The organism is Klebsiella sp. CN_Kp104, assembly GCF_040064515.1.
Taxonomy (GTDB): domain Bacteria; phylum Pseudomonadota; class Gammaproteobacteria; order Enterobacterales; family Enterobacteriaceae; genus Klebsiella; species Klebsiella aerogenes.
Genome location: NZ_JBEAII010000002.1, coordinates 726,022 through 752,760, shown reverse-complemented (window position 1 = coordinate 752,760; position 26,739 = coordinate 726,022). Strand labels below are relative to the sequence as shown.

Sequence of the window (26,739 nt, the reverse complement as noted above, 5' to 3'; positions counted from 1 at the left end):
GGTTACCCGGCTGAGGCCTTTACGCCGTAAGCCGGGAATTTCCTGTGCTATGATTCATAAAGGAAAAATATAACAACAGAATGAATCAGATGAGTAAACTCGACGCCTTTATTCAACAAGCGGTGACGGCGATGCCGATCAGCGGTACGTCATTGATTGCCTCGCTGTATGGCGACGCTTTATTACAACGCGGTGGGGAAGTGTGGCTGGGTAGCGTCGCGGCGCTGCTGGAAGGATTAGGATTTGGCGAGCGCTTTGTCCGCACTGCGCTATTCCGTCTCAATAAAGAAGAGTGGCTCGATGTCGTGCGTATCGGCCGGCGTAGCTTCTATCGCCTGAGCGATAAAGGGCTACGTCTGACCCGGCGTGCGGAACATAAAATTTATCGGGCGAATGCCCCGGAATGGGACGGAACCTGGCTGCTGCTATTGTCGGAAGGGTTAGAAAAAACGGTTCTGGCGGAAGTCAAAAAGCAACTGTTATGGCAGGGATTTGGCGCGCTGGCGCCGAGCCTGCTGGCCTCGCCGTCGCAAAAACTGGCCGATGTCCAATCGCTGCTACATGAAGCGGGCGTTGCCGAAAACGTCATCTGTTTTGAAGCCCATTCGCCGCTGGCGCTCTCAAGGGCGGCGCTGCGCGACCGCGTAGAGGAGTGCTGGCATCTCACCGAACAAAATGAGATGTACGAGGCGTTTATCGCATTGTTCCGACCATTACTGCCGCTGCTGCGCGACAGCGAGCCGTCAGAGTTGACGCCGGAGCGCTGTTTCCAGATCCAACTGCTCCTTATCCATTTCTATCGCCGGGTGGTGCTTAAAGACCCGCTGCTGCCGGAAGAGCTCCTGCCCGCGCATTGGGCCGGGCAAACCGCGCGGCAGCTGTGCATCAATATTTATCAACGCGTGACGCCAGGCGCGCTGGCCTTTGTCGGCGAAAAAGGCGAAAGCTCAGTTGGCGAGCTTCCCGCGCCGGGTCCGCTTTATTTTCAACGCTTTGGCGGTTTGCCGGGCGTCTAAGGAGGTTGCATGCCGATTTATCAGATTGATGGGCTGACGCCAGTGGTGCCGGATGAGAGCTACGTCCACCCAACCGCCGTGTTGATTGGCGACGTGATCCTGGGTAAGGGGGTCTATGTTGGGCCAAATGCCAGCCTGCGTGGCGACTTCGGCCGTATTGTAGTTAAAGACGGAGCCAATATTCAGGATAACTGCGTCATGCACGGCTTCCCCGGCCAGGATACCGTGGTGGAAGAGGACGGCCACATCGGCCACGGCGCAATCCTGCACGGCTGTGTGATTGGCCGCAACGCGCTGGTGGGAATGAGCGCGGTGATTATCGACGGGGCGGTAATTGGCGAAAATAGTATTGTCGGCGCTTCAGCCTTCGTAAAAGCGAAAGCAGAAATGCCTGCTAACCATTTGATCATCGGCAGCCCGGCAAAAGCGATTCGTACGCTGAGCGAACAGGAGCTGGAGTGGAAAAAACACGGTACCCGTGAATACCAGGTGCTGGTGGAACGCTGTAAGCAGTCGCTGCATCAGGTGGAGCCATTAAAAGAGATGGAAGCCGGGCGCAAGCGTCTGGAATTTGATGAAAACCTGCGGCCAAAATCAGCTGGCTGAATATTATTGTTTTGTTTATTTGTATGCTGAATCTTAACGAATTCCGAATTATGTCCCGGAGTCTGTTGCCGCGCAGCGGCTGAGCGCAATATAGGTCTTTGACTTTATCAAGGACCGATAATGACGCTCTACCGCATGAAGCCTGCATTCCAGACCCTGCTCCGGCCGCTGATGTTCTGTTTGGCGAAGCGAGCGGTCACCGCGAATCAGGTGACGCTCGCCGCCATCGCGTTATCTTTTCTGAGCGGCGCGTTGCTGGCGTTGTATCCACATCCCTCGTTGTTCTGGCTCCTTCCCGTCGTCCTGTTTATCCGTATGGCGCTGAATGCCCTCGATGGCATGCTGGCGCGTGAGTGTTGCCAGCAATCTCGTCTCGGCGCGGTACTGAACGAATTTGGCGACGTGTTATCCGATATCGCATTGTATCTGCCTTTTGCGTTGCTGCCCGATAGCTATCCGGCGCTTGTGCTGGCGATGCTGCTGTGTGCGGTATTGAGTGAGTTTTCCGGGGTGCTGGCGCAGGCGATTGGCGGTCTGCGCAGTTACGCCGGGCCCATGGGTAAGAGCGATCGCGCGCTGGTGTTTGGCGGCTGGGGGTTAGCGTTGAGTCTGTGGCCGGGCGTGGCGGTTTGGTGCGATATGCTGTGGAGCATTGTCACCTTGCTACTTATCTGGACCATTATCAACCGCTGCGCCCACATTCTGCCTGGAGAGAGGGCATGACGCTGCTGCTGCAATCTCTGGCGGCTGTCTTTTCACTGTTGCTGCTGGCGACAGGGGTGAATGGTCTGCTGTGCTGGCGTTGGCCTGAGAAAAACTGGCGCGAATTGACATTACGCATTCGCACCTGGTGGCTGATTATTATCCTCTTTTCGCTGGCGCTACTGAGCCCACGCTGGCTGGCGCTGGCTTTTTTCGCCGTGGTCAGCTTTATGGCGCTGAAGGAATTTTTGACCCTGGTGCCGTCCCGCCACGCCGATCGTATGCCCATCCTGTGGATGTTTATCGCGATTCCCGTCAATTACTGGCTGATTGGTATGGGTTGGTATGGGCTGTATATCATTTTTATCCCCGTTTACGCTTTCTTGTTCCTGCCCGCAAGAATGGTTATGGCGGGAGATACCAGGGGTTTTTTGCATAGCGCCGCACAGTATCACTGGGGAGTGATGACTACCGTTTTCGCCTTCAGTCACGTGGCGTCTTTACTGGTACTGCCAACCGACGGCCAGCAGCGCGGTGCACTGCTGGTGTTGTTTTTGGTGGGCTTAACCGAGTTTAACGACGTTGCGCAGTATCTATGGGGGAAATCGTTAGGGCGAATCAAAATTACCCCGGCGGTCAGCCCGAATAAAACTCTGGCCGGCCTGCTGGGCGGTATTGGCAGCACCACGCTGGCAGCCTGGCTGCTGGGGCCGCTACTAACGCCGCTTAACGGGCAGATGTCCTTGCTGTCCGGCGTCATGATTAGCGGCGCGGGTTTTTGTGGCGATGTGGTGATGTCGGCGGTGAAACGCGACATCGGCGTTAAAGATAGCGGCACGCTGCTACCGGGCCACGGCGGCCTTCTTGACCGTCTTGACTCACTCATTTTTACCGCGCCGGTATTTTTCCATTTTATCCGTTACTACTGTTACTAAAAAAGCCAACGAACTCGTGGTTGGTAAGCTTTCTTTATACAGATAAACAGTAGCTTAAAGACCCTATGCCGCGATGGTTACAGTGACTAAGCGGCCCTTGATGGAGAAACATCTCATGGTTGAGACCCGGGTTGCACAAGAGCATACCTTTGTTACCAGCGATGATACCTCGCTGTTTTATCGTTATTGGCCTGCACTACATCCGGCGACGAACCGAAAAGTGGTGGTGCTGTTTCATCGGGGACATGAGCATTCCGGGCGCTTACAGCATGTCGTTGATGAGCTTGATATGACGGATGCTGATTTTTATGCCTGGGATGCACGTGGGCACGGCCGATCCCCTGGCGAACGCGGCTATAGTCCATCGCTTCACCGTTCAGTATGTGATGTTGACGAATTCGTGCGTTTTGCCGCGATGAACAGTCAGGCCGGATTACAGGATGTGGTCGTGGTGGCGCAAAGCGTCGGGGCAGTGCTGGCGGCAGCATGGGTGCATGATTACGCGCCGCTTATCCGCGGGCTGGTGTTGGCCTCGCCGGCCTTTAAGGTCAAGCTGTATGTACCATTTGCCCGTACAGGTCTGCGCTTGCTGCAAAAAGCGCGTGGTCTTTTTTTCGTTAACTCTTATGTCAAAGGAAAATATCTGTCGCACGACCCGCTCCGGATTGTCAGTTTTAACCAGGATCCGCTGATAACCAGGGCGATTGCGGTCAATATCCTGCTTGAACTTTACGGCACCGCAGAGAGGCTGGTTAGCGATGCCAACGCCATTACCACCCCGACGTTGATGCTGGTCTCTGGGGATGATTTTGTGGTGCATCGCCAGCCGCAACTGGATTTCTATCAACGTTTGCGTAGTCAATACAAAGAGCTGCATATCTTTCCGGGCTTTTATCATGACACTCTGGGCGAGCGTGACCGTCATCTGGCATTCGATAAAATGCGGGCGTTTATTGATGAACGTTACGCGCAACCTGTACCGATTTTTGATTATACCGGGGAAGATCGCCATAGCCCCGGAGCCGATAGCTGGCGACTGCTGAGCGGCGGGCCGGCGCCGTACTCCTTCGACGATCTGCGCTACCGCGCGCTGCGCTATAGCATGCGGGCATTGGGCACGCAGTCTGACGGTATAAAATTAGGTTTTAGTACCGGATTCGACTCAGGCAGCACTCTTGATTATGTCTACCGTAACCAGCCGCAGGGCAGCGGCTGGCTGGGGCGGCAAATCGATAAAAATTATCTCAACAGCATCGGCTGGCGAGGCATTCGTCAGCGAAAGATCCATCTGCAACAGTTAATACAGCAGGCGGTGGCCCGATTAAGCGAACAGGAGAGCCCGGTCAACGTCGTGGATATAGCAGCCGGACATGGGCGTTATGTTCTGGATGCGCTGGCCGCACAACCGGCCGTCACGGACATCTTACTTCGCGACTACAGCTTAGTGAATGTTGAAAAGGGCCAGCAGATGATTGCTGAACGCGGGATGACTGAGCGGGCTCGCTTTGAGCAGGGCGATGCCTTCGATCGCACGCAATTGGCCGCGCTGACGCCGAAACCGACGCTGGGTATAGTTTCCGGTCTGTATGAACTGTTCGCGGAAAATGAGTTGGTGCGGCGCTCGCTGGCGGGTCTTGCGGAGGCCATCCCGCCGGGTGGGATACTTATCTACACCGGGCAGCCATGGCACCCGCAGCTAAAAACTATCGCCTGGTCGCTCACCAGCCATAAAGATGGTAAAGCGTGGGTGATGCGCGTACGTACCCAGGGCGAAATGGACGCGCTGGTGCGTGAGGCCGGCTTTGATAAATGCGCCCAGCTTATTGATGAATGGGGCATTTTTACGGTGTCGATGGCGGTGCGCCGTGCAAACTGAACGGCGTTGGGTATTCGCTCAGGCTGTTGCCTGGCTGCTGTTAATAGCGCCATTCTTTTTCCTGACCTATGGCCAGGTGAATGCCTATACTGCCTGGCGCGCTGCGCAGCATCAGAATATTGGCAGCGTAGTCTTTGCCTGGGAACAGGCGATTCCATTTATACCGTGGACTATTGTTCCATACTGGAGCCTGGATCTGCTGTATGGATTAGCACTGTTTGTTTGCGTCACGCGAAAGGAACAGCGGCGGCTGGTCTTGCGCCTGGTTCTGGCTTCAACGATCGCCTGCTGCGGTTTTTTACTTTTTCCGCTGCGATTTAGCTTTAGCCGTCCGCAGGTTAACTGCGCGGCTGGCTGGCTGTTTCAGCAATTAGAACAGTTTGACTTGCCCTACAATCAGTCGCCTTCGCTGCACATTATCCTATGCTGGCTGCTGTGGCGGCACTACAGCCGCCATCTTTCAGGCTGCGGCCGAAAGCTGTGCGGTAGTTGGTTTTTGCTCATTGGCCTATCGGTTTTGACCACCTGGCAACACCATTTTATTGATGTTATCAGCGGGCTGGCGGTGGGAATGTGTATTGAGTGGCTGCTACCAATGGAGCAGCGCTGGCGATGGCAAAGGCCCGATGCGTGGCGATTGCGCCTGGCCGTGCGTTACGCCCTCGGGGCTACGTTGTGTTTTGTTTCAGGCCTGCTGTTAACCGGATGGCTACTATGGCCGGCGCTGGCACTGTCGCTGGTCGCTTGTGGTTATGCTGGATTAGGGGCCGCCGTCAGCGGCAAAGATCAGGGTGGGCGGATTGCGCCCGCGGCATGGTGGCTGCTATTGCCGTGGCGCTACGCAATGTTGCTATCCATGCGCTGTTATTGCCGTCGTCTGCCTGCAGCGAGCGAAATTACCTCGGGAGTATGGATCGGCTGCTATCCTCGTCATCCCCCGGTTCAACGAGCTGTATTAGACCTGACGTTTGAGTTTTCTCGCGCCCGCGCAACCGCTCGGCTTGTTTATCACTGTGTGCCGCTACTCGATCTGGTCACCCCCGACGATGCTCAACTCAATCTTGCCGTCGAGCACCTGGAATCGCTGCGTCAGGGGCAGGGTACGGTCCTGGTGCACTGCGCGCTAGGATTATCCCGTAGCGCGCTGGTGGTTAGCGCCTGGCTGTTGCGCTACGGCCATGCTGGCAGCATCGAGCAGGCTCTGGCGCAGGTCCGCGCTCACCGCCCGCAGATGGTATTGACAGATCAACATCAGGAGGTGTTACGCCGATGGCTGCAGACAATCAAAATGGTCTGGTAGTGCAGTCGCTACAGCAGCGGCTACTGCGGTGTACCTTAGCCAGCGCCCGTTATCTATTGTTTTTTGCTGTTCCTCCCCTGCTATGGGCGGTGTTTATCGCTTCGCCGGGAACGCTACGTACGATTATCACTCTGTTGTCCGGGGTGGTCGGCTACAACTGCTGGCGGCTCGATCTGGATGCCCGATATTTTGCAGTTATCCGCCAGGATAATAATGCATTAGCGGGCAAGGCGTTATTTTTTATCTGGCGGCGGGAGCGGTTACGGGGGTTGAGTTTTACCGATCGCCAGTATGGCGTTTTACAGCAGTTTCATCGCACCCTGGCGATAGTGGCGGTCTTGTGGGCAATATGGCTGCTGGCGTTGAGTTGCTAAATTATGATAAAGGATTATCAATATGATCTTTAATAGATGCTTTATATTAGCGATTATCACAATATTACTTTCGGGATGTATGACACATCATCTCGCGGATAAAATTTCGCAGAAGGAGAGCACGGTTACCAAAGAAAGAGATACAATTTATGGTATTGGCGCTGTTGCGGGGAATACTAAAACGCCTGCGCAATTAATATTAATCGGCAATAACTATAATTATTCTCTGGCAGGGAATGCCGATATTATTGATGGTGTTCTGCTCAACCCGAATATGATGGCTGATTTCAGGGAACGTTGTTTTACAATTTCATTACCGCCAGGGGAGACTTCATCCGAAAACAGTCAGGCATTTAGCCTACAAGAGCCAGCAGTGATACGTTATTTCACCAATGCAGAGTGTATGACAGACACCAATAAGGATATTTTGCGACGCCATGGTTTTAAACTCAGCGGTGAACAATGGATATATTCAATACAACAACAACGTGGCGTGTTCGACATAGCTGAGAACACCACGGCAAGAATAACATTCTTCCCGGTCTCAATGACTTTTACCCGGAAAGGTTCATCTTTTTCTGCATTACGGTTTTTATATCCGCTGACGATTATCGCTGATGTAGCAACGTCGCCGCTGCAACTCATTGGTTATCTGTTTATCGGCCCAAATATACCCAACATGCGTTATTAAAAATAATACGACTGCGGCTAGGTCAATTACCGCCCGAAGTGAGGGCGGTAATTGACATTATTAGCGTTTGCGGTTACGGAATAGATCAATTAAATCATCGATATACTGCTGCACCAGCATCTCCACCGCTCCGCTGCGGGTAAGGGTTGTCAGCCGGGCCAGACGGTCCAGTTTACGTAGCACCGAGCGTTTGACCGACAGCGAAATTGCCGTCTTTTGGTCCTTATCAAGCACCACTTTACCCGGTGTCGTTTGCATTTTCAGACTGCCGTTCACACGCAGAGTTTCTGCCATTCGTTCCTTCATCTCCTCCGTCAGGGAACCATTGGCGGTAAGTTGATAGGTATGAGCCGCTTTACTGTATTTTATTTCCGCTCTATAGGTATCGCGCAGCGTTTTCAGCGTTCTTGATAACGTTGGTTCAGAACAACTTAACTTTGCCAGTAGCTCTGATGAGGGCACCGGCAACCCGCGACCGAGAATCAGCGCCAGTTTAAAAATGCGCTCTTGTTTGCTATTTAATCTCATCCTGAGACCATCGCATTATCCATAGTGATTAGTTAGTTAACTCAGCGAATTCAGGGCTAAATCCTCATGTGAGGATTCATTAACGATGCCGTAATGGGCTGCTCTGGCGAGAATCGCCGCTGCCCAGTTGCGATGCGTGGCCGGTTCGCACATTGATCCCTGCGATTTAAATACGGCCTGGCTGGAGTTTAGGATACGAAGAGCATCTGCGTGTTCGCCGGGGGTTACCATCAACGCATTCTCAATAGCCAGCAATTGGTTAGGGTGAATGGCCGTTTTTCCGACCAGGCCGTGGGCCATATCCAGTTGCAGTTCCTGCTCCATGATTTCCTGGCTATCGATATGTTCGCAAACAGGCGCCGTGAGGGCAAAATGGTAAGGAGCAAAAACTGACACCAGCATTTTGATAACGTAACCCATTGGCCCATCGTATAGCGTCAGATTGCGCGAACGACGCAGCGAGATGACATTCATCAAATCGTTGCCGCCAATACGTAGGGCAATAATCCGCGCCTGGCAGGGGTGATGGCTGAGTTCCGCAGCAAGCAGGCGCATTTTCTCGCTATCAAAGACTTCCTCGGTTTCAAGCGTAGGCATCATGCATAGAGATGTGTCGCCAATAACCTGCCACCAGGCTGCCAGTGAATGGTGCGTAAATTTCGGGATAACTATGCCGTCAATGGCCGACAGATTAAGGGTATCGATCAGTTGTTGCGCCATGGTCAGATGCCGCGGGCGAATAAAAACCAGCGGCCAGCGATCGTTTCCCTGCGCCGCTTTGGCATGGGCGAGTTGTGTACAGAGCGTTCTCAGGTTCTGCTGGGCGAGGTCGATATCGCCTTCGCTGACCGAATCCTCAAGACAGATAACCAATGAGCGAAGCCCTTTAATTTTGTCAGCAATAATAGTCGAGGCGATATCATCGCGGGTAGCGGGCATGTAGAGGGTGGCTCCCAGATTCCATGCCGAGAGACGAGTTTTCATTACAACACCTTTTTAATAATAGTCACGGCGCGATACTGACCGATTTCATCGCCAACTTCGCTGACGTGGATGCCCTTATCGCGGGCTAAAGCTATCAGTAGCGCGACGTCCGGGTCGTTAATGGCACGCACCAGAACATGGTCGGGTACCCGACGAAGCACCGCGCGCGTTGCTTCTGCTATACCGGGTTTGATGCGGTTAAGGTTGTCGACATCATAGCGTTCGGCGAGGTTCAGCAGCACCATTTCGCTTTTGCGCCGCAGTCTGGCTTTCTGCGCCATGTCAGGTTTAATTTGCGTGGTGGAGAGCAGCGTCTGCCGATAGCGATCGATGGTATCGACCAATAGCTGGCCGCACTCAAAGTCAGCTAAATGATCGCATTGTACGCAACGGTGAAAGCCGGTTGATGACCAGAGTGAGCGGGAGATCAGGCCAGATACCGGTGCGCCCATGATACCGAAGGGGATTAACCAGTCATCGTCGGAAGCGGACAACCACGCGCAGCCGCAAGGATCGGCTAAAACCACTAATCTGGGTTCGGCAGGGTAGCCTTTACGACCGTGTAGCGAACGTTGTAGTTGTGAGCGAATCGCGCCTTTACCGGTCCAGCCGTCGACAAAGACGATGCCTTGCGTACCGTGACGTTCTTCAATCCAGTCGAGGGCGGCGCTGTCGATACCACGATCGCGAATAATGCTAATACCATAGTGGAAAGCGCTTTGCCCGGCATCGCGCAGCGCGCGCTGCAGCATCACGCCCAGCGGAACGCCTGCGCGGACTAAACTCACTAATATGATAGGGGTGTCGCTGAAGTGCGCGATGAGCGTACGACTAAGCTGCTGCACTTCGTTGGCCAGGCGCGGTGTTTCGCGCTGCAGAGCTTTGGCAAAAAGGTTTATATGCCACTGACTTGGTGCGGGCTCCTGGCTTAGCATATCGGAATAGTGTGCTTTACCCGATTGAATCAACGCCTCTTTTTCATCAACCGGCGTCATGTCGATATTCACCGGATTAAGCAGAAAGCGGACGTCATTTTGCGGATAAGCGCCGGAAAAGTGATGGGGCTTGTGCATATTAAGAACCTGCGAAAACGTGCTGATTGATGGCTCTGGCATACTGGCTTTGTTGGGGGACGGCAAACCAATGGCAGAGTTGTAAAAAACGATGGTCGCTAAGGCTGTCGCCAAACCCGAGTACCGGGAACGTCCCGCGTTCGGCCTGCAACTTGTTTAATAACCAACCGACGGCCAGCCCCTTATCAACGGGCTCCGGGATCCAGGCGACGTTGTTACCGTTGCGATGAAAATAAAAACCCTCAAGCGGGAAGCGCTGCTGCAGCCAGTCGGCAAAGGCGTAAAGCTCGCTGACTCTGGTGCTGTCGCGATGTTTCATCACCAGGTAAACAGGCGTTCCGTCATATTCCTGGTTGATGCGAGCCCAGCCGTTGATTCCCTGAAGAGCCATTTGGGCGGTTATTTCATGTTGCATGGCGGTAAGCCGGTCAGCGTAGGGCGCAAGGCGAGTCATCATACGCTGTTGCCAGGCAGCGTCAGGTAGCCCTTCAGGCGTAATGATGACTGCGCCATGGGTGGCGATGGCCCACGAACTAAACGCGATTTGCACCCGTTTTAACTCCTCGCTACCTCTGGCGGTAACGGGGATCAGTTCGGCGTTCTCCAGCAACCAATCGACAAACATGGCCTGTTCCTGGTCCATAAAGCTGCGGGGCTGCATATCGCGGTCCAGGGCGGCACAACGAAAGGGGAGCGCGTCGAGTTCGTGTTTCATCTTTCGTTTGGTCTGAAATAATGTGTCGTCGAGGTCGGAAAATATCACCGGCTTATTCATAAGATAAAATCTCCAGACGCGTACAAAGCGACTCCAGCGCGTGGACCAGATTGGGGTCAACGCTATTTTTTGGGGTTTCTACACACAAAATAATGCGATCGAAACGCTGGTGGGCGATGTTATAGGCAAAGTTGGGAATGCCCAGACCGTAATTATCGTTAAATGACAGCAGCGATTGGATCGCCATACCGGGCGCTATCGGCGAGCGACTGGCGGCGCTAAATTTAACATCGGCGCCTTGCTGCTCAAGACGTTCGGCAAGCAAAAAGGGTTCCCAGACGAATTCACCGCTGCCCAGAACCAGAATAGTTTCGCCTGCATCGGCAGTTAACTCGCTTCCGAGATCGGCGGCCGGGCGGATCATTCCCAGACGGCCCCACGTTTGGCGCTGCGAAAGGGCATATTCCCCGCATGCGGTGATATTAACAGCGGGCATCTCAGGCGCTGTGGCGTTGTCCCGCTGATGCCATTCCCATCGTCCTTTAATCAACGCGATCTGTCTAACCGGCAGATGACAACGCCCAGCGAAAGCATCACCACTCCAGTCTGTGAGCGTCACGGAGATGGCCTGCTGTAAATGCGCAAGATGCGGATGTAACGCGGTAAGGAGATTGATGAAGGTATTGCCGGTCGTGGCTTCATCGTCAATGAGTACCAGCGTTTTAGCTTCCAGCACCCGTCGCCGCATTTCGCGGTCGCGAGGAAGATAAATCAAATGATCTGTGGCGTGGCTATGCGCTTCTTTAAATTCGCATAGCAGATCTGCCTGCTGTGGATGGCGTGTGGAGGTGAGATAAATTGGCTGATCGACGCGTTCACGGAGTTCGTCGAACACCCCGGCGCCGAGGCCAACAGCAGTCTCCGCCATCCCGACAAAAAGTACCGGCCCGTTGCTGCCATCAGGGAAGCTGTCGGCAAGACGCTGGTAAACTGCCCGCATGGTCGCGGGCGCTACGGGAATATGTCGACCTAAAACGTGGCTGACGAACAGAAACGCACGTTTAGGATTGCGCCGCTCGGCGATATCAAATAGCGCGTGGAGTTCGTTTTCCTCGCCATGGTAGAAAACCCTAAGTTCACCGCTGGAAAGCTGACGACGATAGCAGTTTTCACGTTTCATTATTTTATCTCCTTACGGTGGGAAGGAGTGAGGGCGTTATCGAGCTGCGGAGGATATAGCAGGCTTTCTGTTATCACTCTGATGGCGGCGGGGGTAAATCGTTCTGCAGCGTGGTGTTTAATGGCATCCGCTGTTAATAAATCAAGACGCAGTGCAGCGAACAAGCCGGGCAGATTCACCCCGCTATGGCGGGTGTAGCCAATGCCACCGGAAGGGCGAAGATTAATTTCCAGTAACTGTGGCTGGCCCTTAGCATCATGACGGGTCTGTACGTTAACCAGGCCATCAGCCTGCAGCGCTTCGGCACAGGCGCAGGCAAGTTCGACAGCCGCTCCTGCATTTTCCAGATACTGCAATGCGCCTTCTTTACGCCGCCCAATGGCGCACAGCACTTTGCCACGATTGAGCAGGATATCGACGGAGTATTCTGGCCCAGGTAACCAGGGCATGAGTACTAGCGGAGTAAAGGTATCGTTGCCTTTGACTGCGGCAAGATACTGTTCCGGGTGAATACGCCGCTGTTCCGGATGGTTAATAATATCTGTAGATAGCGAGCGATCATCTAAAAGCCAAAATCCCATGCCGTAAATGCCGGTGACGGGTTTTACACATAAACGGCAACCGGGAAAAGGTGACGCCTGCAGAAGATATTCAAGCGTGTTGGCATCAGTGATTCGTATGGACGGCACCACGGGAAGGCCATGCGCGAGCATGGCTTTTGCAAAGCTGATTTTATCATCGGCAATATCAAACGTGGAGACCTGGCTGGCGCCCGTAGTCAGGCTCACGCCCAGCGATTCAATCTGCTGCCGGTGTTGTTCGTACCAGCGGCATGCTTTTCCAACCTGAATTGCGGCTATTCTATGGGTTTTTATTATTGAGGATATAAATGATATTCGTGAATTAATATCTTTCGGTTCACTGAATGAAAAATCCGCCATGGATAATATTTCATGTCGTGAATGGCCGTGTGAGGCATAGGTGGATATAGGCTTTTTATTATTGTTAATGGCAAATTCATTAATTCCACAAATGATATCTCGCTGGGAGGATAGTCCTTCCATGATCCATATTTTTCTTTCCATTGATATTATTCCCACGCATCCGGCGTCAAATTTAACGGGAGTCTAGAAGTGCCGTGATGGCATGTCAATCATATTATGAGGTGCTTTTTATTTTTAGGAGTGAATATTTGCTTTATGAATGTCTTTTTATCATATAGTAATTTCAATGATGAGTTCTAATTTTTGTTTAATGAAAGCAACGGCTTGCTTTTTTCTTTTTCTTATTTTTTTAAATAGGCTTGTGTCAGTTCTTTATCATGATATGATTTTTTTGAGTCTTTTAATGCATATTGATTTGCTAAATATATTATAGGGAATAATAAATGGTCTCACTTACTAAAAATCAGACAATCTCTTTAAGCAAAGCTTCTCCGTCACTATCACAACTGACTTTCGGTTTAGGTTGGGATCCGCTTCGGGCGAAGAAAAAAGGTTTGTTCGGTGGTTTGTTCTCCGGTAGCGCAGGTTCTATCGACCTTGATGCCAGCTGTATTCTGTTAAATAAAAACGGCAACGTGCTGGATACTATTTGGTTTGGGCAACTAAAATCTCGCTGCGGCGCAGTGGTTCATAGTGGCGACAATTTGACCGGCGAAGGTGAGGGCGACGATGAAGTTATTCGCGTCAATTTAGCGAAACTATCCGCCAACGTGGAATATTTGGCTTTCACCGTCAATAGCTTTCGCGGGCAAAATTTTAATGAAGTTGAGAACGCCCGATGCCGCGTACTCGATCAAAATAACCAGGAACTGGCGCGTTACGTGCTCACAGAGCAGGGCTCCCATACCGGAATTGTTATAGCTTCATTGAGCCGAAATAATGGCGAGTGGAATTTTACCGCCCATGGTCAACCTGCTCAGGGGCGTACCATCGAAGATATGACCAGTGACGTGTCGCGAATTGTGGTGCGCTAATGATACTATCACCCGGAGGAAACAGTGGGGTTCCCGCAACCAACCTCAGTATCAAAATAAGCGCGGGTAGTCATGTTGATGTGTCGTCATTCCGTCTCTATGCCAATAATAAGGTAAGAGGCGACGCGGATATGTGTTTTTACGGCCAGCCGCGAAATGATGATAATACGATTCAATTTAGCACTCATAATACTGACACCCTATTCCAGGTTGCATTGGCACAACTGCATGCGGATGTTCAAAAGGTGGCGTTTAGCGCAACCTGCGATAATAACAGGACTATCCGTGAATTAGGCCATTTGACCATCGCGGTGGAGCATAACGGCAATACGCTAATCGAATGTAGTGTCGATATTCAAGGCCGAGATGAAGCTGCTTTGATCCTGGGGGAGCTCTACCGGCGCAACGGCGAATGGAAGTTTCGTTTTGTCGCGCAGGGTTTTACCGGCGGCTTGAAACCTCTTGCTGAATACTATGGCGTTGATATTGCTGATGAGATGCCGACTTCAGTACCTGAAGTCGCAAAAGTGAGCCTGAGTAAGGTCACGTTGACCAAAGAAAAACCGGCTATCAGTCTTGCTAAATGCGACGACTATGGCGAAGTACGCGTCAATCTGAACTGGCATCGCCAAAGCTCGGCTAAGGGTTTAATTGGTTCATTTTTTGGAGCAGGATCCAGCAATGTTGATCTGGATATCGGTGCTTTTGTCGAATTAAAAAATGGCGATATAAGCGTCATTCAGGCGCTGGGTAATGCATTCGGCCGTTACCACCAGGCGCCATTTATTCAGCTTCAGGGTGACGATCGCACAGGGGCGGTTAACGATGGCGAATGGATCTTTATTAACGGCAGTGAATGGAAAAAGATCCAGCAGATATTAATTTACGCCTTTATTTATGAGGGGGTAGCCAGTTGGGATAAAACTGATGGCGTAGTTACGCTGCATGTTCCCGGACAACCACCAATCGAAACCCGACTGACCGAAGGTAATAATCGCCGAAAAATGTGTGCTATTGCCCGTTTAATCAATGATAACGGTGCCATAAAAGTTGAGCGTATCAATCAATATTTCTCCGGCCATAAAGAGATGGATCGCGCTTTTGGCTGGGGATTCCGCTGGCAAGTAGGTTCGAAATAAACAAAACCAGGAGAGGGAACGATGGGATTATTTGACAAAGTAAAATCGACTTTTACCGCCAGTCGTGAAGAATTAGTAAAGCAGGTTGGGCGTTATAAAAATAAGAAGTTCATGCAAGGAACTGTTGCGGTGTGTGCCCGAATCGCCGTTTCCAGCGATGGCGTTAGCGCTGAAGAAAAGCAGAAAATGATGGGTTTTCTTCGTTCATCGGAAGAAATGAAAGTATTTGATACCAACGAAGTGATCGACTTTTTTAATAAATTAGTCTCCAGCTTCGACTTCGATATGGAAATCGGCAAAGGTGAAACCATGAAATATATTCTGGCATTAAAAGATCAGCCAGAAGCAGCGCAACTGGCCGTGCGAGTAGGCATTGCGGTGGGGAAAAGCGATGGCAACTTCGATCCGGACGAACAGGCGGCTGCCAGAGAGATTATCGCCGCGCTCGGTTTTAGCGCCGAAGAGTTTGGTCTTTAACCCCCTGTATCTGAAGGTATTTCATGGTCTCCACTCATTTGGGTTTTCCTGTTGAAACGGTGAGCGTTTTTATTGTGCTCGCCGTCGGCGCTATTATTATCGACCTCGTGATGCATCGTAACGATAGCGTTATATCGCTGAAAAGCGCGGCGCTATGGTCGCTATTCTGGGTTGTGGTGGCAATGGCTTTTGCTGGTTTTCTGTTGGTGCACCACGGCGCGGAAGTGGCTAGTTTGTTTGTCACCGGTTATGCCTTAGAAAAGGTGCTTTCGGTCGACAACCTTTTTGTCATGATGGCGATTTTTTCCTGGTTTGGCATTCCGGAGCGCTATCGTCACCGTGTCCTTTACTGGGGCGTCATTGGGGCAATTATTTTCCGCGGCATTTTTGTCGCCATTGGCACAGGACTGTTAGCGCTGGGGCCTTACGTTGAAATTGTCTTCGCTTTAATTGTTCTCTGGACTGCGGTCATGATGTTAAAGAGCGGAGAAGAAAGCGATGAAATTGAAGATTACTCGCAGCATCTCGCTTATCGTCTGGTAAAACGTCTGTTTCCTATCTGGCCAAAGTTAGTGGGCCATGCTTTTTTACTTACCAGTAAAGAGGTCGAGCGTGAACGGGCGAAACCGGAGAATAAAGATATCGTAATGAGTGCCGGTAAGCGTCTGGCGTTATATGCAACGCCGCTGATGTTATGCGTGGCGGTCGTGGAACTCTCTGATGTGATGTTCGCGTTTGATTCCGTGCCGGCCATTATTGCAATAAGCCAGGAGCCGCTGATTGTCTACAGCGCGATGATGTTTGCCATCCTTGGTTTACGTACGCTTTATTTCGTACTGGAGGCGCTTAAACATTATTTAGTGCATCTTGAAAAAGCTGTCATCGTATTACTTTTCTTTATTGCCTTTAAGCTTGGTCTGAATGCTACCGATCATATCTGGCATCATGGTTATAGTATTTCGGCTACTGCCAGCCTGTATGTCGTTCTGGTGGTGCTTATTCTTGGGATCGTCGCTAGCTTGCTATTTCAGGAAAAAAACGAGGAACAGGCTGAGGATAATTAACGCCTTGCTCTGTCCTTATTCATGTTCAATTTAAAAAGGATTTAATATGAGCGTATCACTGTCAAAGGGCGGTAACGTTTCTCTTAGTAAAAGCGATCCGTCGATGAAAAATGTGCTGGTTGGACTGGGGTGGGACGTGCGTACTACCGACGGCCAGGATTTTGACCTCGATGCGTCTGCCTTCCTGTTATCAGAGACGGGAAAGGTGCGCAGCGATAGCGACTTCATCTTCTACAACAACTTAAAATCGGCAGACGGTTCGGTTACCCACACCGGCGACAACCGCACCGGCGAAGGCGATGGCGATGATGAATCGCTAATCATCAAACTGGATATGATCCCGGCCAACGTCGCCAAAATCGTCTTCGTGGTTACCATTCACGATGCACAAATGCGTCGCCAGAGTTTTGGTCAGGTGTCAGGCGCTTTTATTCGCCTGGTTAACAACGATTCACAACTTGAAGTGGCTCGCTACGATTTGACGGAAGACGCTTCCAGCGAGACGGCAATGCTATTTGGTGAACTTTATCGCCATAACGGCGAGTGGAAATTCCGCGCCGTTGGGCAGGGATACACTGGCGGATTATCCAGCGTCTGCGCCCAGTATGGCATCAATGCATCTTAAAAACCGAGCAGTCCGACTGTCTGTCGGGCCATACAGTAGTTTATAACAGGAGGTTTAAAATGGCTGTTTCCCTCGTTAAAGGCGGTAACGTATCACTCACTAAAGAAGCGCCGTCGATGAATATTGCGATGGTGGGATTAGGTTGGGATGCGCGAGTCACGGATGGGCAAGATTTCGATCTCGATGCATCGGTCTTTATGGTTGGTGAAGATGGCAAGGTGCTATCGGATGCGAATTTTATCTTCTTCAATAATAAGAAGAGTCCTTGCGGCGGCGTAGAACACCAGGGTGACAACCGCACGGGTGAAGGTGATGGCGATGACGAGCAGGTCAAAATCACGCTTTCTCAGGTTGCCGCTGAGGTCAAGAAGCTGGTTTTCGCCGTCACCATTTATGACGCCGAAACACGGAAACAAAACTTTGGCATGGTGCAAAACAGCTATATGCGGGTGTATAACCACGATAATGGCCAGGAAATTGCGCGCTTTGATCTGTCCGAAGATGCATCAACGGAAACGGCGATGATTTTTGGCGAGCTGTATCGTCACGGTGCGGAATGGAAATTTAAAGCGGTCGGTCAGGGATTTGCTGGCGGTCTTGCCGCGCTGGCTTCAGCACACGGCGTTAGCGTTTAATTATCGACAAGTAGAACACCTCCCGCTGATGCGGGAGGTGGGTATTATCAGGCAGCAACCACGCTGTCGATAGCCGCTTTGGCATCGGACTGCGCTTTGGCCGCAACTTCTGGACCATAAGCAATACCCTCTGCAAACACGAAGTTCACGTCGGTGATGCCGATAAAGCCAAGGAAGGTGGTCAGATACGGCGTAACCAGATCGGTCGGCGTATCTTTATGAATACCGCCGCGGCTGGTCAGTACTACCGCACGTTTACCGGTGACCAGGCCTTCCGGACCTTTCTCGGTGTAACGGAAGGTGACGCCTGCGCGGGCAACCAGGTCGAAATAGTTTTTCAGCTGAGTCGGGATGTTGAAGTTGTACATCGGCGCGGCGATAACAATCACATCGTTAGCTTTCAGTTCAGCGATCAGTTCATCGGACAGCGCCAGCGCTTCCTGTTGACGTGCGGTCAACTGTGCATCACTCGGACGCAGCGCGCCAACCAGTTCACCATCCAGTACCGGAATCGGGTTTGCCGCCAGATCGCGCACGGTAATGACGTCGCCTGCGTGTTTTTCACGCCATTGTTCAACAAAATAGTCGGACAGTTGGCCGGATTGCGAGTACCCTGCAAGAATACTGGACTTCAGAACTAATACTTTGCTCATGGGTGTTTCCTTTTAATGTGATTGACGGGTCAATGCCCTGGTGCTTGATGACACTGTATTCACAATCATGCCGCAGAGATAGCGCAATATATCGAATCCTATGTTCAATTTTTTTGAACAAGGCATGCGTTCAACAGATGTGGTAATCTACAGCAATATTTCATGAGAGATTTTTCCGGCAGAGCGCTGCCCGATAACGTTATGACAGAACAACAAAAATTCACTTTCTCGCAGCTCTATGAACGGCTCGATGGCCTGATGCTGCGCGATAAATCGCGCTATAGCCGCCGCCTGCATGGCGCAAAGAAGGTTAAAAATCCTGATGCCCAGCAGGCCATTCTGCACGAGATGGCGCGGGAGATAGAGCAGGCAGCAGGGAAAGTCCTGCTACGCGAAGCCGCGCGTCCGGCAATCACCTATCCGGAAAACCTGCCGGTTAGCCAGAAAAAACAAGAGATTCTCGAAGCGGTGCGCGATCACCAGGTGGTGATCGTCGCCGGTGAGACCGGTTCTGGTAAAACCACTCAGCTACCCAAAATCTGCATGGAGCTGGGGCGCGGCCTGAAAGGGCTGATTGGCCACACCCAGCCGCGTCGACTGGCGGCGCGCACCGTCGCTAACCGTATTGCCGAAGAGCTGCAGAGCGAGCCGGGTGGCTGTATCGGTTATAAAGTCCGCTTCAGCGACCACGTCAGCGAAAACACCATGGTTAAGCTGATGACCGACGGTATCCTGCTGGCGGAAATCCAGCAGGATCGCCTGCTGATGCAGTATGACACCATCATTATTGATGAGGCGCACGAGCGCAGTCTGAACATTGATTTTCTGCTGGGCTATCTGAAAGAGCTCCTGCCGCGCCGCCCGGACCTGAAAATTATCATTACCTCGGCGACCATCGACCCGGAACGTTTCTCAAAGCATTTCAATAATGCGCCGATTATCGAAGTCTCCGGGCGGACTTACCCGGTGGAAGTGCGCTATCGGCCGATAGTGGAAGAGGCGGACGATAGCGAACGCGATCAGCTACAGGCGATTTTTGATGCGGTTGACGAACTGGGGCGCGAAGGGCCCGGCGATATCCTGATCTTTATGAGCGGCGAGCGGGAAATCCGCGATACCGCCGATGCGCTGAATAAGCTGGATCTGCGCCATACCGAAGTGCTGCCGCTGTACGCCCGCCTGTCCAACAGCGAGCAGAACCGGGTCTTCCAGTCCCATAGCGGGCGGCGTATTGTCCTGGCAACCAACGTTGCCGAAACCTCGTTGACGGTTCCGGGCATCAAATACGTTATCGATCCGGGTACCGCTCGCATCAGTCGCTACAGCTACCGTACAAAAGTGCAGCGCCTGCCTATCGAGCCGGTATCACAGGCCTCCGCTAATCAGCGTAAAGGCCGTTGCGGACGTGTGTCTGAAGGCATCTGTATTCGTCTTTACTCGGAAGACGATTTCCTGTCGCGGCCGGAATTTACCGACCCGGAAATTCTGCGTACCAACCTGGCCTCGGTCATTCTGCAAATGACCGCTCTGGGGCTGGGCGATATCGCCGCGTTTCCGTTTGTCGAAGCGCCGGATAAGCGCAACATCCAGGATGGCGTTCGTCTGCTGGAAGAGCTCGGCGCTATCACCACCGATGAGCAGGCAACGGCCTATAAGCTGACCCCGCTGGGCCGCCAGCTCAGCCAGCTACCGGTGGATCCGCGTCTGGCGCGGATGGTGCTGGAAGCGCAGAAACATGGCTGCGTGCGTGAAGCGATGATCATCACTTCCGCGCTGTCGATTCAGGATCCGCGCGAGCGCCCCATGGACAAGCAGCAGGCATCCGATGAAAAGCATCGTCGCTTCCACGATAAAGAGTCTGATTTCCTTGCGTTTGTCAATTTGTGGAACTATCTCGGCGAACAACAAAAGGCGCTCTCCTCGAATCAGTTCCGCCGCCAGTGCCGGGTGGATTTCCTCAACTATTTACGCGTGCGTGAATGGCAGGATATTTACACCCAACTGCGCCAGGTAGTGAAAGAACTCGGCCTGCCGATCAACAGCGAGCCAGCGGAGTACCGTGAAATTCATACCGCGCTGCTGACCGGTTTATTGTCGCATATCGGGATGAAGGACTCCGATAAACAGGAGTATACCGGCGCCCGTAATGCCCGGTTCTCTATCTTCCCCGGCTCTGGTCTATTCAAGAAGCCGCCGAAGTGGACGATGGTTGCGGAACTGGTGGAGACCAGCCGCCTGTGGGGGCGCATTGCCGCCCGCATTGAGCCGGAGTGGGTCGAGCCGGTGGCCCAGCATCTGATTAAACGTTCATATAGTGAACCGCACTGGGAGCGGTCGCAGGGCGCGGTAATGGCGACAGAAAAGGTCACCGTCTACGGTCTGCCAATCGTCGCCGCGCGTAAGGTCAACTATAGCCAGATTGACCCGGCGCTGTGTCGTGAGCTGTTCATCCGCCACGCGCTGGTAGAGGGCGACTGGCAGACGCGGCATGCCTTCTTCCGCGATAACCTCAAGCTGCGCGCTGAAATCGAAGAGCTGGAGCATAAGTCGCGCCGTCGCGACATCCTGGTGGATGACGAGACGATGTTCGAGTTTTACGACCAGCGCATTAGCCACGATGTCATCTCCGCTCGCCACTTTGATAAGTGGTGGAAGCAGGCCAGCCGTGAAACGCCAGACTTGCTCAATTTTGAAAAGAGCATGCTGATTAAAGAGGGGGCGGAGCAGGTCAGTAAACTGGACTACCCGAATTTCTGGCATCAGGGCAATCTTAAACTGCGTCTTAGCTATCAGTTTGAACCCGGTGCGGATGCCGATGGCGTAACGGTTCATATTCCGCTGCCGCTGCTCAACCAGGTAGAGGAAGCCGGGTTTGAATGGCAGATCCCTGGCCTGCGTCGCGAGCTGGTCATCGCATTAATCAAATCGTTGCCGAAACCCGTTCGGCGTAATTTCGTCCCGGCGCCTAATTACGCCGAGGCGTTTTTAGGCCGCGCGACGCCGCTGGCGTTGCCGCTACTGGATTCGCTGGAGCGTGAGCTGCGTAAAATGACCGGCGTGACCATCGACCGCGAATCCTGGCAGTGGGATCAGGTGCCCGATCACCTGAAAATCACTTTCCGGGTGGTGGATGACAAAAATAAGAAACTGCTGGAAGGACGCTCTCTGCAGGTCTTAAAAGACGCGCTTAAAGGTAAAGTTCAGGAGACGTTATCGGCGGTGGCCGACGATGGTATTGAACAGAGCGGGCTGCATATCTGGAGTTTCGGCACCCTGGCGGAGAGTTACGAACAGAAGCGCGGTAATTATAAGGTGAAAGCCTGGCCGGCGCTGGTGGACGAGCGTGACAGCGTCGCCATCAAACTGTTTGATAATCCACAGGAACAGCAGCAGGCGATGTGGCGTGGTCTGCGCCGTTTACTGTTGCTCAATATTCCGTCGCCGATTAAGTATCTGCACGAGAAACTGCCCAACAAAGCCAAACTGGGACTCTATTTCAACCCTTATGGCAAGGTGCTGGATTTGATTGACGACTGCATCTCCTGTGGTGTTGACAAGCTTATTGATGAAGCCGGCGGCCCGGTGTGGACCGAAGAGGGCTTTAGTAAACTGCACGATAAAGTGCGCGCCGAACTGAACGACACGGTGGTCGATATCGCGAAGCAGGTCGAGCAGATCCTGACGGCGGTATTTAACATCAATAAGCGTCTGAAAGGGCGGGTAGATATGACGATGGCCCTGGGGCTGTCGGATATTAAAGCGCAGATGGCGGGTCTGGTTTATCGCGGCTTTGTTACCGGCAACGGTTTCCGCCGCCTCGGCGATACGCTGCGTTATCTGCAGGCAATTGAAAAACGTCTTGAGAAGCTGGCAATCGACCCGCATCGTGACCGCGCGCAGATGCTAAAAGTCGAGAGCGTGCAACAGGCGTGGCAGCAGTGGTTGAATAAGCTGCCGCCGAATCGCCGCGATGACGACGACGTACAGGAGATCCGCTGGATGATCGAAGAGCTGCGCGTCAGCTTCTTTGCTCAGCAGTTGGGTACCCCGTATCCCATCTCGGACAAACGCGTGTTGCAGGCGATGGAGCAAATTACGCCGTAGCCTGGCGGGTTGTCCCCGGTGGCATCAAAAGAAGCCCGGTAGGTAATAATCTGCCGGGCTTCTTTATGTATTCTTAAAAAGAGACCGTGGGCTGGTCATACTAGATAGTTAAAGTATGTTATGCAGGGAGCAACGATATTTTCAATATTAACAAGGAACTCCAGGGATGATGTTAATTTCACAACGATACAAACGCGTTATGCAATTTGTTTTTTGCGCAACACTCATTTGTTTAACGATGGGTTGTGCTACAAGAGCGCTTAATAATCATATTCAAAGCAAAGAATCGGGGCGAACGGAGTATAACTCAGACAAAATTGTCGGCCTCGCATTAGGGAAAGACAGTTCTCATCAACAGGGATGGGTCTTTATTGGCGAACATTTTGATTATCTGCTGACCAGTGGCGGAGAAGGGATCGTTGCGATGTTGAAATCAAAAGATATTGATCGCCAACTGATAGAAATTAGAAATGTTGGTCAATTTTATATTAGCAAAGATCATTTAAACTTCAGCGGAAATATTCACCTTAATTATAATAAGCGTGATATAAACGCAAAGACACAGCAGGTCCTTGAGGATAATGGTTTTACGTGTTATGGGGATAATCCAAGTCATGGTCCCTGTTATGCCTACATGGGCAATCTGAAAGGAAGTATTCATAAAAAAAATAAAGTACAAAACAATGCCGATATCTTGTTCTTTCATAAACCATTTACCGTCACCTTTTACGCAGATAACGGGCTTTCCGGCGCACGCGCTTTGTATCCTGTAACGATTGCCATTGATGTGGTGACTTCACCTCTACAGTTATTAGGCACCGCTATTGGGCTGGGTATCTATGTTTTCGGTAGCCAACCCAGTTACCATTAGCGCTATCACCAAATCTATGACCTGGAATGGCGCGATATGCGTTATTCCAGGGTTGTGAGTTATATCAGTAGTTTACCCACGCCAGAGTAAAGCCGTCCCAGCCTTTAGTGCCCACGGTCTGCAGCGCCGTTGCCGTCAACCGTGGCTCGGCGCCCATCATCTCAATGAATTGACGCACGCCCTGAACGCGCTCGTCGGCGCTCTGTGGGTTGACCACTTCGCCGTCGCGTACCACGTTATCGCCAATAATTAAGGTTCCTGGGCGGGAATAACGTAGCGCCCAGCGCAGATAATGGGGATTATTCGGCTTATCGGCATCGATGAAGATCAGGTCGAAAGCGGGACATTCGCCAAGCGCCTCCAGTGACTGTAGCGCCGGCCCCTCTCGCAGCGTGACCCGCTGGTCAACGCCCGCCAGCTGCAGATTCTCCCGCGCCACCTGGGCATGATGCGCGTCGGCCTCCAGCGTGAGTAGTTGGCCGTCGGCAGGAAGCTCACGCGCCATCCAGATGGTGCTATAGCCGCCGAGAGTACCGATCTCCAGTATCCGCTTAGCCTGGGTAAGCCTTACCAGCAGGGCGAGAAACTGCCCCTGATTGGCGGCGACATCGTGTGCCGGCAGCCCGGCTCGATGGTTGTTTTCCAGTACCCGATCGAGCACAGGATCGCCGGGGATTAAGGCCTCAATCAAATAATTGTCTACTGCCGACCACTGTTGTTGCATATGACGCTTCCCCATTTAGCTCCCTGATGAGTCAGACCAGCCGCCTCCCAGCGCCCGGTACAAATCAATCTGCGCCAGCAGCAGGTTATTTTTCACCTGCACCACGCTCAACTGAGTGGAGAATAACGTACGTTGCGCATCCAACACGTCCAGATAGGAAGAGTAGCCGTTACGATAGCGGTTCTGCGCGATACGCAACGTCTCTGCGGCGACCGCTTCCTGCTCCTGGAGCTCGCTTAACTGTTCGCCGTAGCGGCTGATGGCATCCAGGCTATCGTTCACCTCTTTGAACGCGCCGCGTACGGTTTTCTCATATCCGTATAGCGCCTGATTGCGCTGGGCCATCGAGACATCAACCTGCGCATTTAGCGCCTGACGGTTGAGTAACGGCGCCAGAATACTGCCGCCAAGGCTCCATAACCGCAGCGGGTTGTCGAGCAGATCCGGCAGCGTTCTGTCCTGCAGGCTGCCAGTGGCGGTCAGGTTGATGGAAGGCAGCAACTGCGCCTGCGACGACGCGAGGGTGGCATCAGCGGCCACCAGTTGGCGTTGAGCCTGCACAATGTCCGGACGGCGGCTCATTAGCGTCGAGGGTAACTGTGAGGGCAGGCGTAGCGGGCTAAGTTGTGCGAACTCGTTACGTTTTACCGCACCGGGATTGTCGCCCAAGAGAACGCTCAGGGCGTTCTCTTGTTGCGCGATTTGATGCTGCAATGGCGGGATCTGCGCCCGCGTCGAGCGCAGTTCGGAATCCGCCTGCATGAGCTCCAGGCGCGAGGTATAGCCGGTTTCATACTGCCGTTTAGCCAGATTCCACGCATCTTCTCGCGATTTCAGCGTTTGGCGGGTGACCCGCAACTGCTCGTCTAATGACAACAAGGTGACGTAGCCGACGGCGACCGATGTCGCCACGGTCAGATTAGCGGCGGCGGCAGCGGCTTTCTGCGCTTCAAGGCTGGCTTCGGCTGCGCTGGCGGCGCTGCGGTTGGCCCCCCAAATATCGACGTCATAGCTGGCGGTCAGGCCCCCTTTGTACAGCGTGCTGTGGATGGGCAGACCGGTCGCGGCGGACTGTGCGCGAGCGCGGGTACCGGTCAGGCTGGCATCAAGCGAGGGGAATAAGCTGCTATCAGCAGCGTAGGCACGCGCCTGAAACTCGTTAACCCGCTCACGGGCGATCAGGACGTCGCTGTTGTAGCGCAACGCCCGATCGACATACTGATTAAGCGCGCTATCGTGAAAATTGCGCCACCACACGCCTTCCACCGGGCTGGAGGGACCCACATCGGCACGCCAGGCGGCGGGGATCGCCAGCGTAGGCTCCGCACGTGGGACATCGGCAGACTGACAACCGACCAGCGCCAGCGCCACGGCAAGGGTTAACGGGCGGATCATGGTTTATTCTCCGCGCGGGTATCAATCGTCACCTGCACCGACATCCCCGGACGCAGACGATAGCTGTTTTTCTGCCCCTCATCGACCGCGATACGGACAGGGATCCGCTGGGCGATTTTGACAAAGTTGCCGGTCGCGTTATCCGGCGAGATCGCGCTGAATTCGACGCCGGTCGCTGGCGAAATACTTTGTACTTTGCCGTGGAAGGTTTCGCTGTTCAACGCATCGACCGAGAAGGTGACCGGCTGGCCGACGCGCACCTCGGCGAGCTGCGTCTCTTTCAGGTTGGCGATAACCCAGTGCTGAGGCGGTACCAGCGAGGTCAAATGCGTACCCGCGCTGACATAGGCGCCGAGGCGTACGGAGATTTGCCCCAGTTGCCCGGCCGTCGGGGCGATAATCCGCGTATTCTGCAGGTCGATTTCGGCAAGCTCCAGCGCCGCTTTGGCGCTGGCCACATCGGCCTCCAGCGAATCGCGATTGACGATAGTGGACTGCAGATCCTGGCGCGACATCTCCAGGGTGGCTTTCGCCTGTTCGATATCGGCTGCGCCTTGAGCCGCGCTGGCCCGCGCAGAGTCGCGTTCGCGAATGGATAACGAACCGTCCGCGGTGAGTTCCTGTACGCGTTTTAAATCGGCTTGGTTTTTCTGATTCTGCGCGCGGGCGTTTTGCAAGGCGGCCTCGTTTTTGACGATCGTCGCTTCGGCGCTTTTCCGCTGCTGCTGGTTGTTTTTCAGCGCCGCCTGTTTCATCGCCAACGTTGCTTGCGCCTGGTGCACCCGCTGTTTATAGATGCGATCGTCAATCTGGAACAGCACCTGTCCCGGCTGAACGGTATCGAAATCTTTGACGTTCACCGCGGTGATATACCCGTTAACCTGCGGGCTGATAAACGTCGTCTGACCACGCACGTAAGCGTTATCGGTAAACTGACTATGCCGGGTGAAAGGGGGCAACTGCCAGGCGTAAAGAATAACCAATACGCCGACGATGCCGATCGCCGCGGCGGTAAAAATAGACACCACGCGGATGTTGTTTCGGGTATTGGCCTGTTGCCTGGCCGCGTCCTGCTGACTCATAACCACTCCAGA

The 26,739-nt window shown here is 53.0% G+C and carries 26 protein-coding genes; 16 read left to right on the top strand and 10 right to left on the bottom strand.

Features of this window, described 5'->3' with window-relative positions; translation table 11 throughout:
- The first annotated feature begins 89 nt into the window (after window positions 1–89).
- The 8 genes from paaX (at window position 90) to ABLU80_RS05555 (ending at window position 7,500) form a co-directional block, all read left to right on the top strand.
- On the top strand, window positions 90–1,016 hold the full coding sequence (paaX, locus tag ABLU80_RS05590; RefSeq protein ID WP_026612287.1) for a phenylacetic acid degradation operon negative regulatory protein PaaX: 927 nt from the start codon (window positions 90–92) through the stop codon (window positions 1,014–1,016).
- A gap of 9 nt (window positions 1,017–1,025) precedes the next feature.
- Window positions 1,026–1,622, top strand: a complete 597-nt coding sequence (gene paaY, locus ABLU80_RS05585) for a phenylacetic acid degradation protein PaaY (RefSeq protein WP_047080914.1) — start codon at window positions 1,026–1,028, stop codon at window positions 1,620–1,622.
- A 120-nt stretch (window positions 1,623–1,742) separates the two neighbouring features.
- Window positions 1,743–2,345, top strand: a complete 603-nt coding sequence (locus ABLU80_RS05580; RefSeq protein WP_213795959.1) for a CDP-alcohol phosphatidyltransferase family protein — start codon at window positions 1,743–1,745, stop codon at window positions 2,343–2,345.
- On the top strand, window positions 2,342–3,259 hold the full coding sequence (locus tag ABLU80_RS05575) for a phosphatidate cytidylyltransferase (RefSeq protein ID WP_348849804.1): 918 nt from the start codon (window positions 2,342–2,344) through the stop codon (window positions 3,257–3,259). Before ABLU80_RS05580 ends, ABLU80_RS05575 begins: the two co-directional genes overlap by 4 nt.
- 115 nt (window positions 3,260–3,374) lie before the next feature.
- Window positions 3,375–5,135 (top strand): bifunctional alpha/beta hydrolase/class I SAM-dependent methyltransferase, encoded by a 1,761-nt coding sequence (locus ABLU80_RS05570; protein WP_320945010.1) that lies wholly within the window; start codon window positions 3,375–3,377, stop codon window positions 5,133–5,135.
- Window positions 5,125–6,435, top strand: coding sequence for a phosphatase PAP2/dual specificity phosphatase family protein (locus ABLU80_RS05565; protein WP_348849803.1), 1,311 nt, complete (start codon window positions 5,125–5,127; stop codon window positions 6,433–6,435). Before ABLU80_RS05570 ends, ABLU80_RS05565 begins: the two co-directional genes overlap by 11 nt.
- Window positions 6,405–6,809 carry a hypothetical protein gene (locus ABLU80_RS05560; RefSeq protein WP_063446460.1) on the top strand — a complete coding sequence of 135 codons (405 nt, stop codon included), beginning with the start codon at window positions 6,405–6,407 and terminating at the stop codon, window positions 6,807–6,809. The genes ABLU80_RS05565 and ABLU80_RS05560 overlap by 31 nt, the downstream gene beginning before the upstream one ends.
- A gap of 22 nt (window positions 6,810–6,831) precedes the next feature.
- Complete coding sequence (locus tag ABLU80_RS05555; protein WP_047080908.1) at window positions 6,832–7,500, top strand: hypothetical protein; 669 nt, start codon at window positions 6,832–6,834, stop codon at window positions 7,498–7,500.
- A 60-nt stretch (window positions 7,501–7,560) separates the two neighbouring features.
- Here ABLU80_RS05555 and ABLU80_RS05550 read toward each other — a convergent pair whose 3' ends face one another.
- The 6 genes from ABLU80_RS05550 to ABLU80_RS05525 are packed head-to-tail and all read right to left on the bottom strand — an operon-like array spanning window position 7,561 to window position 13,065.
- Complete coding sequence (locus ABLU80_RS05550; protein WP_063446461.1) at window positions 7,561–8,028, bottom strand: hypothetical protein; 468 nt, start codon at window positions 8,026–8,028, stop codon at window positions 7,561–7,563.
- Window positions 8,029–8,064: 36 nt separating this feature from the next.
- The gene (locus ABLU80_RS05545; protein ID WP_260841433.1) at window positions 8,065–9,012 is read right to left on the bottom strand and encodes an HpcH/HpaI aldolase/citrate lyase family protein; all 948 of its coding nucleotides are present in this window, start codon (window positions 9,010–9,012) and stop codon (window positions 8,065–8,067) included.
- A complete protein-coding gene (locus tag ABLU80_RS05540) occupies window positions 9,012–10,085 on the bottom strand; it encodes a cysteine protease StiP family protein (protein WP_047080905.1) in 1,074 nt (357 codons plus the stop codon). Before ABLU80_RS05540 ends, ABLU80_RS05545 begins: the two co-directional genes overlap by 1 nt.
- 1 nt (window position 10,086) lies before the next feature.
- Complete coding sequence (locus tag ABLU80_RS05535; RefSeq protein ID WP_047080904.1) at window positions 10,087–10,860, bottom strand: hypothetical protein; 774 nt, start codon at window positions 10,858–10,860, stop codon at window positions 10,087–10,089.
- Window positions 10,853–11,980 (bottom strand): phosphoribosyltransferase domain-containing protein, encoded by a 1,128-nt coding sequence (locus ABLU80_RS05530; protein ID WP_348849802.1) that lies wholly within the window; start codon window positions 11,978–11,980, stop codon window positions 10,853–10,855. Before ABLU80_RS05530 ends, ABLU80_RS05535 begins: the two co-directional genes overlap by 8 nt.
- A complete protein-coding gene (locus ABLU80_RS05525) occupies window positions 11,980–13,065 on the bottom strand; it encodes an ATP-grasp domain-containing protein (protein ID WP_213795954.1) in 1,086 nt (361 codons plus the stop codon). The genes ABLU80_RS05530 and ABLU80_RS05525 overlap by 1 nt, the downstream gene beginning before the upstream one ends.
- Window positions 13,066–13,367: 302 nt before the next feature.
- On the opposite strand from ABLU80_RS05525, the gene ABLU80_RS05520 reads away from it, so the two are divergent.
- Genes ABLU80_RS05520 through ABLU80_RS05495 form a run of 6 tightly spaced genes read left to right on the top strand, consistent with a single transcriptional unit; the run spans window position 13,368 to window position 17,898 of the window.
- Entirely contained in the window at window positions 13,368–13,958 is a 591-nt protein-coding gene (locus ABLU80_RS05520; RefSeq protein WP_285176668.1) for a TerD family protein, read from the top strand.
- Window positions 13,958–15,097, top strand: coding sequence for a TerD family protein (locus tag ABLU80_RS05515; RefSeq protein WP_348849801.1), 1,140 nt, complete (start codon window positions 13,958–13,960; stop codon window positions 15,095–15,097). Before ABLU80_RS05520 ends, ABLU80_RS05515 begins: the two co-directional genes overlap by 1 nt.
- Window positions 15,098–15,118: 21 nt before the next feature.
- Complete coding sequence (locus tag ABLU80_RS05510) at window positions 15,119–15,574, top strand: tellurite resistance TerB family protein (RefSeq protein WP_047080899.1); 456 nt, start codon at window positions 15,119–15,121, stop codon at window positions 15,572–15,574.
- 23 nt (window positions 15,575–15,597) lie between these two features.
- Window positions 15,598–16,638, top strand: coding sequence for a TerC/Alx family metal homeostasis membrane protein (locus ABLU80_RS05505; RefSeq protein WP_275515535.1), 1,041 nt, complete (start codon window positions 15,598–15,600; stop codon window positions 16,636–16,638).
- A gap of 46 nt (window positions 16,639–16,684) precedes the next feature.
- On the top strand, window positions 16,685–17,263 hold the full coding sequence (locus ABLU80_RS05500) for a TerD family protein (protein WP_348849800.1): 579 nt from the start codon (window positions 16,685–16,687) through the stop codon (window positions 17,261–17,263).
- 59 nt (window positions 17,264–17,322) lie between these two features.
- Window positions 17,323–17,898, top strand: a complete 576-nt coding sequence (locus ABLU80_RS05495) for a TerD family protein (RefSeq protein WP_047080896.1) — start codon at window positions 17,323–17,325, stop codon at window positions 17,896–17,898.
- A gap of 47 nt (window positions 17,899–17,945) precedes the next feature.
- Here ABLU80_RS05495 and azoR read toward each other — a convergent pair whose 3' ends face one another.
- On the bottom strand, window positions 17,946–18,551 hold the full coding sequence (gene azoR / locus ABLU80_RS05490; RefSeq protein WP_015366346.1) for an FMN-dependent NADH-azoreductase: 606 nt from the start codon (window positions 18,549–18,551) through the stop codon (window positions 17,946–17,948).
- A 201-nt stretch (window positions 18,552–18,752) separates the two neighbouring features.
- Between azoR and hrpA the strand changes: the two genes are divergently transcribed.
- Complete coding sequence (gene hrpA, locus ABLU80_RS05485; RefSeq protein WP_348849799.1) at window positions 18,753–22,655, top strand: ATP-dependent RNA helicase HrpA; 3,903 nt, start codon at window positions 18,753–18,755, stop codon at window positions 22,653–22,655.
- Between the two features lie 166 nt (window positions 22,656–22,821).
- The gene (locus ABLU80_RS05480; RefSeq protein WP_213795949.1) at window positions 22,822–23,526 is read left to right on the top strand and encodes a hypothetical protein; all 705 of its coding nucleotides are present in this window, start codon (window positions 22,822–22,824) and stop codon (window positions 23,524–23,526) included.
- 64 nt (window positions 23,527–23,590) lie between these two features.
- On the opposite strand, the gene ABLU80_RS05475 is transcribed toward ABLU80_RS05480, so the two are convergent.
- From ABLU80_RS05475 to ABLU80_RS05465, 3 genes are read right to left on the bottom strand one after another with little or no spacing between them, the layout of a single operon-like run.
- Entirely contained in the window at window positions 23,591–24,265 is a 675-nt protein-coding gene (locus ABLU80_RS05475) for an O-methyltransferase (protein WP_213795948.1), read from the bottom strand.
- The gene (locus ABLU80_RS05470) at window positions 24,266–25,645 is read right to left on the bottom strand and encodes an efflux transporter outer membrane subunit (protein WP_213795947.1); all 1,380 of its coding nucleotides are present in this window, start codon (window positions 25,643–25,645) and stop codon (window positions 24,266–24,268) included.
- Window positions 25,642–26,727, bottom strand: a complete 1,086-nt coding sequence (locus ABLU80_RS05465; RefSeq protein ID WP_213795946.1) for an HlyD family secretion protein — start codon at window positions 26,725–26,727, stop codon at window positions 25,642–25,644. Before ABLU80_RS05465 ends, ABLU80_RS05470 begins: the two co-directional genes overlap by 4 nt.
- Window positions 26,728–26,739: the final 12 nt, after the last annotated feature.

Coding starts and splice junctions, on each gene's coding strand:
- paaX (WP_026612287.1), top strand. CDS start 90: ATGAGTAAACTCGACGCCTTTATTCAACAAGCGGTGACGGCGATGCCG.
- paaY (WP_047080914.1), top strand. CDS start 1,026: ATGCCGATTTATCAGATTGATGGGCTGACGCCAGTGGTGCCGGATGAG.
- ABLU80_RS05580 (WP_213795959.1), top strand. CDS start 1,743: ATGACGCTCTACCGCATGAAGCCTGCATTCCAGACCCTGCTCCGGCCG.
- ABLU80_RS05575 (WP_348849804.1), top strand. CDS start 2,342: ATGACGCTGCTGCTGCAATCTCTGGCGGCTGTCTTTTCACTGTTGCTG.
- ABLU80_RS05570 (WP_320945010.1), top strand. CDS start 3,375: ATGGTTGAGACCCGGGTTGCACAAGAGCATACCTTTGTTACCAGCGAT.
- ABLU80_RS05560 (WP_063446460.1), top strand. CDS start 6,405: ATGGCTGCAGACAATCAAAATGGTCTGGTAGTGCAGTCGCTACAGCAG.
- ABLU80_RS05555 (WP_047080908.1), top strand. CDS start 6,832: ATGATCTTTAATAGATGCTTTATATTAGCGATTATCACAATATTACTT.
- ABLU80_RS05550 (WP_063446461.1), bottom strand. CDS start 8,028: ATGAGATTAAATAGCAAACAAGAGCGCATTTTTAAACTGGCGCTGATT.
- ABLU80_RS05545 (WP_260841433.1), bottom strand. CDS start 9,012: ATGAAAACTCGTCTCTCGGCATGGAATCTGGGAGCCACCCTCTACATG.
- ABLU80_RS05540 (WP_047080905.1), bottom strand. CDS start 10,085: ATGCACAAGCCCCATCACTTTTCCGGCGCTTATCCGCAAAATGACGTC.
- ABLU80_RS05535 (WP_047080904.1), bottom strand. CDS start 10,860: ATGAATAAGCCGGTGATATTTTCCGACCTCGACGACACATTATTTCAG.
- ABLU80_RS05530 (WP_348849802.1), bottom strand. CDS start 11,980: ATGAAACGTGAAAACTGCTATCGTCGTCAGCTTTCCAGCGGTGAACTT.
- ABLU80_RS05525 (WP_213795954.1), bottom strand. CDS start 13,065: ATGGAAAGAAAAATATGGATCATGGAAGGACTATCCTCCCAGCGAGAT.
- ABLU80_RS05520 (WP_285176668.1), top strand. CDS start 13,368: ATGGTCTCACTTACTAAAAATCAGACAATCTCTTTAAGCAAAGCTTCT.
- ABLU80_RS05515 (WP_348849801.1), top strand. CDS start 13,958: ATGATACTATCACCCGGAGGAAACAGTGGGGTTCCCGCAACCAACCTC.
- ABLU80_RS05510 (WP_047080899.1), top strand. CDS start 15,119: ATGGGATTATTTGACAAAGTAAAATCGACTTTTACCGCCAGTCGTGAA.
- ABLU80_RS05505 (WP_275515535.1), top strand. CDS start 15,598: ATGGTCTCCACTCATTTGGGTTTTCCTGTTGAAACGGTGAGCGTTTTT.
- ABLU80_RS05500 (WP_348849800.1), top strand. CDS start 16,685: ATGAGCGTATCACTGTCAAAGGGCGGTAACGTTTCTCTTAGTAAAAGC.
- ABLU80_RS05495 (WP_047080896.1), top strand. CDS start 17,323: ATGGCTGTTTCCCTCGTTAAAGGCGGTAACGTATCACTCACTAAAGAA.
- azoR (WP_015366346.1), bottom strand. CDS start 18,551: ATGAGCAAAGTATTAGTTCTGAAGTCCAGTATTCTTGCAGGGTACTCG.
- hrpA (WP_348849799.1), top strand. CDS start 18,753: ATGACAGAACAACAAAAATTCACTTTCTCGCAGCTCTATGAACGGCTC.
- ABLU80_RS05480 (WP_213795949.1), top strand. CDS start 22,822: ATGATGTTAATTTCACAACGATACAAACGCGTTATGCAATTTGTTTTT.
- ABLU80_RS05475 (WP_213795948.1), bottom strand. CDS start 24,265: ATGGGGAAGCGTCATATGCAACAACAGTGGTCGGCAGTAGACAATTAT.
- ABLU80_RS05470 (WP_213795947.1), bottom strand. CDS start 25,645: ATGATCCGCCCGTTAACCCTTGCCGTGGCGCTGGCGCTGGTCGGTTGT.
- ABLU80_RS05465 (WP_213795946.1), bottom strand. CDS start 26,727: ATGAGTCAGCAGGACGCGGCCAGGCAACAGGCCAATACCCGAAACAAC.